General features: G+C 67.2%; 5 protein-coding genes and 2 pseudogenes. 4 read left to right on the top strand and 3 right to left on the bottom strand.

Annotation, left to right across the window (positions count from 1 at the left end):
* Positions 1-5: 5 nt before the first annotated feature.
* A pseudogene (locus tag A5777_RS25885) lies at positions 6-191 on the top strand (YqgE/AlgH family protein); the annotation flags it as partial.
* Between the two features lie 54 nt (positions 192-245).
* Here the strand turns inward: A5777_RS25885 and A5777_RS25880 are convergent.
* Positions 246-647: pseudogene (locus tag A5777_RS25880) on the bottom strand (YqgE/AlgH family protein); the annotation flags it as partial.
* 70 nt (positions 648-717) lie between these two features.
* Between A5777_RS25880 and A5777_RS23630 the strand changes: the two are divergent.
* Complete coding sequence (locus A5777_RS23630; RefSeq protein WP_231895188.1) at positions 718-2,160, top strand: MFS transporter; 1,443 nt, start codon at positions 718-720, stop codon at positions 2,158-2,160.
* Here the strand turns inward: A5777_RS23630 and A5777_RS23625 are convergent.
* Positions 2,049-2,666, bottom strand: coding sequence for a hypothetical protein (locus A5777_RS23625; RefSeq protein ID WP_005205958.1), 618 nt, complete (start codon positions 2,664-2,666; stop codon positions 2,049-2,051). The two genes, A5777_RS23630 and A5777_RS23625, sit on opposite strands and share 112 nt — an antisense overlap.
* 85 nt (positions 2,667-2,751) lie before the next feature.
* Here A5777_RS23625 and A5777_RS23620 point away from each other — a divergent pair, with 85 nt between their 5' ends.
* Positions 2,752-3,843: an aminotransferase class V-fold PLP-dependent enzyme gene (locus A5777_RS23620; protein ID WP_005205957.1), complete on the top strand. Its 1,092-nt coding sequence runs from the start codon at positions 2,752-2,754 to the stop codon at positions 3,841-3,843.
* Between the two features lie 145 nt (positions 3,844-3,988).
* On the top strand, positions 3,989-4,921 hold the full coding sequence (locus tag A5777_RS23615) for a diacylglycerol/lipid kinase family protein (protein WP_064865260.1): 933 nt from the start codon (positions 3,989-3,991) through the stop codon (positions 4,919-4,921).
* A gap of 29 nt (positions 4,922-4,950) precedes the next feature.
* On the opposite strand, the gene A5777_RS23610 is transcribed toward A5777_RS23615, so the two are convergent.
* A complete protein-coding gene (locus A5777_RS23610) occupies positions 4,951-6,414 on the bottom strand; it encodes a CCA tRNA nucleotidyltransferase (protein WP_005205955.1) in 1,464 nt (487 codons plus the stop codon).
* Positions 6,415-6,442: the final 28 nt, after the last annotated feature.

Genomic DNA, 6,442 nt, shown 5'->3' with positions numbered 1-6,442 from the left:
CCGCGTTGTGTCTTGGAGTCGCGAAGCACGGTGTCGACATCGAAGCGTTCGAAGGGCTTCGCCCGGTCGACGGTCGGGTTGTCCTCGTCGACCTCGACGCCGATCACGAACTCCTCGCCAACGTCCTCGAGGGCGTCCGAATCTTCGCCGGCTACGCGGGTTGGGGGATAGGCCAACTCGACGCCGAGCTCGCCCAGGACAGCTGGCTGCTCGCCTCGGCGCTTCCTCGCGATCTGCTCGCACCGCCGACCGTCGACCGGGCGAAGCCCTTCGAACGCTTCGATGTCGACACCGTGCTTCGCGACTCCAAGACACAACGCGGCGTCTTGCTTCACAGGCCCTCCGATGAACAGCGCCTGAGGCGACGCCGCGAGATCGGTCCACTGTGGAAGGATGTTGTGGACGGCGGTCTGGCTCATCCGGTTGAGGATCACCCCGAGGCTGCCGCCGTCGTTGTGTTCGATGATGTAGATGACCGAGCGCGCAAATGTGGGCTCGGTCAGGTCGGTCGACGCGAGGAGCAACGTACCCGCCCGCACGCTGTTGGCCGACTCCATGTCGCGGGCACCAGGCATGCCGCCACCCTCGGCTCCGTCGGAGTTCTCGGGTGAGAAATCGTCCGCGCTGTCACCACCCACAGTGACCATCATCGCATGTCTTATGCGAGCTGGTCGGTAGTCTTGATGGGTGAGCTCTACTGCACGCGACGGCCGATCTGTGCGTGCTGCGTGGCGCGATTTTCTTGACTCGTTACGCAGTTCTCCTGGGCTCGGGCGCCTCCTCTCTGTGCGCCTCGCCAGCCAGCTGACCGATGGCGTATTCCAGGCCGCCCTGGTTGGCGGCGTGTTGTTCAATCCCGAACGCCACGCCGACCCGCTCGCCGTCGCCGGTGGCATGGCCGTGTTGCTGCTCCCGTACTCGGTCATCGGCCCCTTCGCCGGAGCACTCCTCGACCACTGGGATCGTCGAGCTGTCTTGTTGTACGCCAACCTGATTCGCGGTCTGATGATCGCGGTCGTCGCAATCGCCATCGCGACGGGAAGTCCCGACACCGTCGTTCTGGTCGGTGCGCTCGCGGTAACGGGCGCCAGCCGCTTCGTGGCATCCGGACTGTCTGCCGGACTCCCCCATGTCGCGTCGCAAGATGTCATCGTCGCGACCAATGCCCTGTTCACGACGCTCGGCGGCTTCATGCTGTCGGTGGGTGCCGTCCTTGCGATGGGGGTGCGCCTGCTCGCCGGATCGGACAACACGGGCAGCGCGATCACGATGGTTGCTGCGGTGGTGATCGCCGTCGTCGCGGCGTTCCTCGCTCGTGGCTTTCCCAGATTGCAGCTCGGTCCCGATCATCCCGACGATCCCGGGCGCTCGGCCGTGCACGCTGTGGCCGTCGGCCTCCAGCACGGCGCGATCGCCGTCGCGCGCTCGCGTCCGGTGGCTGCTGCGTTGTCGGCGATCGGCGCGCATCGCGTGGTGTTCGGCATCAACACACTGATGCTGCTGGTGCTCGCACGTCATTCGGGGTCGGGTGATGGGCTCGACCGTGTCGGCGCTGTCGTCGGTTGTACCGCTGCCGGAGCATTGGCCGCGGCATTCATCACGCCGGTCGCTGTCGATCGATTCGGCCGCAAGGCGACGCTGATCACCGCGCTGTCGGTCGGGGTCGTCGCGGAGCTGTCGCTGCTCTCGTTCTCGTTCGTCGTCTTCTGCATCTCCGCGGTGGTGTTGGGACTCATCGGGCAGGTCGCGAAGCTGTGTGGCGACGTATCGATGCAGGTCGACATCGACGACGCCGTGCGCGGACAGGTGTTCTCGGTCCAGGACGCGGTCTTCAACATCGCCTACGTCGCCGCGATCGCGATCGCCGCCACCACGATCGCGCCGGACGGCCGGACTCCGCTGCTCGTCGTGATTGCCGTGGTGATCTACCTTGTCGGGATCGCCGTCGTGCGATTCGTCCACCCGGGCCGCGATGAACTGGTCGGCGCGAGCCAACACGCAGCCGAGCACGCCCGCCGCGAGCGTGAGCAGGAGCAGCACTCGGACTCTCATCTCCCGAACTCCGGCGCATCGGCACCGAAGGCCGCGTCTGCGACCCCGTCGCCGTCGGAGTCGACGAGCACGGTGTCGAAGTTGCCGTCGCCGTCGGAGTCCACATAGAGCCGACGCTCGGCTCCCGACCCCGCCGCGCCGGGGTCACCAACCCCTGTGTCGACAACCTCGGCGTCGACCCGTCCGTCGCCGTCGAGGTCGAGCCGCTGCGTCGAGGGTTGCCGCCCGGCGCGCGGCGTCGGCTCGGGTACTCGCTTCGGGCCGTCGTCGCTGGTTGTGTCATCTGCCCCTCCCTGCGGCACCTCGCCCGGCGCTCCTGCGTCGCCCTGACCTGCGGTGACGCCCTGACCAACCGCGACATCCCACAGGCCGCGACCCGAATCGCGGTACTGGCGTTCGGGTCGGCCGTCGTCGTCGATGTCAAGTGCTGCGACGTCGGCGTGGCCATCGCCGTCGACATCCCACATGGCGTCGTCGGCACGTCCGTCACCGTCGAAGTCGATGCTGACGGCGTCGAGGGTGCCGTCGGCGTCGAGGTCGAGGTCGGCAGCACTCGACCAACGGCTCAGCGTGCCGTCGCCGGGGCCGAACACGTACTCGATCAAGGGATCCACGCGTCTTCAGACGTTCACCGGGGCGGGTTGGTTCCGTTACGGACACCCCAAGATTCCCCAGTACGCAGCACGGTAGGTTTTGTGCATGTATGTGAGCGAGCTGGGAGAGCAGTTCCACCGCGCTCGTCTCGAACCGGCGATCACACATCTCGACGCCGCGTCGGCGGGACGTTCGTCGAACGCCGTGATCGGGACAGTGTCGGCGCACCTGTGGCGTGAAGCCGAACGTGGGTCGTACGTCGCAGCAGACGACCGAGCGGACGAGATCGCCAGGGACAAGCGCGACATCGCTCAACTCCTCGGCCACACCCCCGACGAACTCACCTACCGCGAGAGCGCGCGAGCCGCACTGCGCACGCTGCTGACCTCGTGGAGTCTGCCCATGGCGTCGACGGTCTGGGTTGGCAAGAACGAGTTCGGACCCAACCTCGTGGAGTTCGAGCGCCGGGGTTACGCCGTGCGGCCGCTGCCCGACGGTGACGTCTACGGCCACGTCGACACCGACGCTCTGGAGAACATGCTGCAGTTCGAGCAGCCCGATTTCATCCACATCTGCCATGTCGGCTCGATGTCGGGTGCCGTGCAGCCTGTGGCGCGGATCGTCGAGGTCGCACATCAGGTGGGCGTGCCCGTCGTCGCCGACATGGCGCAGGCCGTCGGACACGTACCAACGGTCACCGGCGCCGACGTCGTCTACGGCACCAGCCGCAAGTGGCTGACCGGCCCGCGCGGCGTCGGATTCCTTGCTGTGCGCCGTGATTCGCTGCGGCCCGTCGAGGTCGACCCGTCGCAATCGTTCATCGCGGGCATGCTCGGCCTCGGGGTCGCCGTGTCGGAGGTGCTCCAGACCGGTCAGCAGCGGGTCTTCCGTGAACTCGCAGCGATCGGACGCGCCACCCGCGAGCGGCTCGACGGGATCGGCAGTTGGCAGGTTCTGGAACCGGTCGACGAACCGTCGGCCATCGTCACACTCGCCCCACCGCCCGGCTTCCAGAGCGCCGACGTCCACCAGGCACGCGACAAACTCTTCGAACTCGGCCTGCTGGTGACCGCTGCCGACTCGTGGCGGGCTCCCCTCGCCGGCGACACGTCGGTCCTGCGGATCAGCCCGCACCTCGACGTCACACGCGAACAGCTCGACCGCCTCGCCGACGCCCTGCGCACGATGGGTTACTAGCGCGCTCCGCGCGGGGGGTATTAGCGCGCTTCGCACGGGCGCGCTCACGTCGGCAAGCACTTGCAGAAAACATGAAACTTGGTCTGCCGACCCACCGGTGTGACCTGCCCCTTTACCGCGAGCCGATGTGACAGACTGATCCTCGATGTCTGCGAGCCCAGAGAGCACGAACACCGTCGGTCACCTCGCGATCGTCGCCAACCCGACGGCGGGTCATGGCGCCGGGCAACGCGTCCTCGGAGCAGTGACCGCGATTCTGCGCGGCCGCGGCGTCAGTCACGAGGTCTTGACCGCCGACACCCGCGAGGAGAGCGCACGGCTCGCGGAGGAAGCAGCCGAACGCGGAGCCGACGCCCTCCTCGTCGTCGGCGGTGACGGAACCGTTCAGACCGTGCTCCGTACCGTTCACAGTCATCAGCTGCCGCTCGGCATCCTCCCGGCGGGAACCGGAAACGACGCCGCACGCATGCTCGACATCCCCCTCGACGACGTCGCCCGCGCGATCGCGATCATTCTCAACGGCAAGACCCGACGCATCGACCTCGGCCGCGCCTCCTTCTCCGACGGCGTCGTCGACCTGTTCTGCACCATCGCCGCAACGGGATTCGACGCTGCCGTCGCCGAACGCGCCCAGGATCTCTCCTGGCCGAGCGGGCGAGCGCTCTTCGCCTTGGCCGCGCTGCGACAACTCCCCAAGCTCAACCGGCACCACTATCAAGTGCGCGTCGACGACGTCGAGGTCGAGACCGACGCCGCGTTCACCGCCATCGCCAACGGTCCGACGTACGGCGCCGGAATGCGGATCGCACCCCACGCCAGCGCCGACGACGGCCTCTTCGACATCGTGATGGGCTCCCACCCCCGACACCTTCCGCGGCTGTCACTTCTGCGCGGTCTCGCCCAGGTGCTCTACGGTCGCGTAGAAAACAACCCCCTGTTCAAAGACATGCAGGGGCGCGAAGTGGAGCTGTACTGCGATCCGCCCGCCGATGTGTCGCTCGACGGCGACATCGTCGGCTCGCTACCGACCGTCTTCGACATCCTCCCGGGCGCCATCGAGGTCTACGTGCCGCACTGAGTGGCCCCGAGAGCGCAACGGCAGGGTCGCTACCCCTCGCCGCGTTCGGCCCACCACTCGCGCAGCGCTGCGACTGCCTCCTCGTGCGACAGCGGGCCGCGGTCGAGGCGCAGCTCCTTCAGGTACCGCCACGCTTGTCCGACGACCGGCCCGGCAGGAATCTGGAGGATCTCCATGATCGCGTTGCCGTCGAGGTCGGGGCGTACCCGTTCGAGGTCCTCCGCGGCGGCCAGAGCGGTGATGCGCTCTTCGAGACTGTCGTAGTTCTCCTGCAGCCGACGCGCCCGCCGCTTGTTGCGGGTGGTGCAGTCGGCGCGCACCAACTTGTTGAGCCGGTCGAGCAGCGGACCGGCGTCCGTGACGTAGCGTCGGACAGCCGAATCGGTCCACCGCCCTTCGCCATAGCCATGAAAACGCAGATGCAGGAACACCAGCGTTGCCACATCTTCGACGACGGCCTTCGGATACTTCAAGGCGCGCATACGCTTTCGCACCATCTTCGCGCCGACGACCTCGTGGTGGTGGAAGCTCACACCGCCGTCGGGCTCGTGGCGTCGGGTCGCGGGTTTGCCGATGTCGTGCAGCAGCGCGGCCCAGCGCAGGATGAGGTCGGGGTCGCCCTGCTCGAGGTCGATCGCCTGCTGCAGCACGGTCAACGAATGCTGATAGACGTCCTTGTGTTGATGGTGTTCGTCGATGGTGAGTCGCATGCCCGGCACTTCAGGGAGTACGCGGTCGGCGAGTCCGGTCTCGACCATGACGTCGATCGCCTCGATCGGATGCTCGCCCAGGATGAGTTTGTCGAGTTCGGCGTGGACCCGCTCAGCGGTGATGCGGTTGATCTCGTCGGCCATCTCGGTGATCGCGTCGAAAACCCGCGGCGCGAGCCGGAATCCGAGCTGCGAGACGAACCGCACCGCGCGGAGCATCCGCAGCGGATCGTCGTTGAACGATTCCTGCGGCGTCGCAGGTGTGTCGATGATTCCGGCGAGGAGTGCTGTCATTCCGTCGAGCGGGTCGTGGAACTCCGCGGGTCCGTTCGGGCCTATCGCGACGGCCATGGCGTTCATCGTGAAATCGCGGCGCACGAGGTCGGCTTCAAGCGAATCGCCGAAGGTGACCTCGGGATTTCGACCGACGCGGTCGTACTGGTCGGCACGGAACGTCGTGATCTCGATCATCACGTCGCCCTTGCGTGCCGAGATGGTCCCGAATTCGATGCCGGTGTCCCAGATCGCGTCGACCCAACCGGTCAGCAGGCGGGTGATCTCGGCGGGACGGGCGTCGGTGGTGAAGTCCAGGTCGTTGCCGAGGCGCCCGAGCACCGCGTCGCGAACCGACCCTCCTACCAGGTACAACTCGTGGTCGGCTGTCGCGAACCGCTCGCCGAGGGGCGCCAGAACGTCGGAGAGCCCCTGCAGGGTGACCGCTGCAGCGGCGAGAAGCCTGGTGCGGCGCTCGATGCGTGCGTTCGATGCGGTCGAGTCGGTCACGGCACGCCAGCCTACCGGCGTGGGCGCT

It is taken from the genome of Gordonia sp. 852002-10350_SCH5691597, from assembly GCF_001665715.1.
Classification (GTDB): domain Bacteria; phylum Actinomycetota; class Actinomycetes; order Mycobacteriales; family Mycobacteriaceae; genus Gordonia; species Gordonia sputi.
The sequence above is the reverse complement of the archived record's forward strand: the minus strand, read 5'-3'. Positions and strand labels throughout refer to the sequence as shown.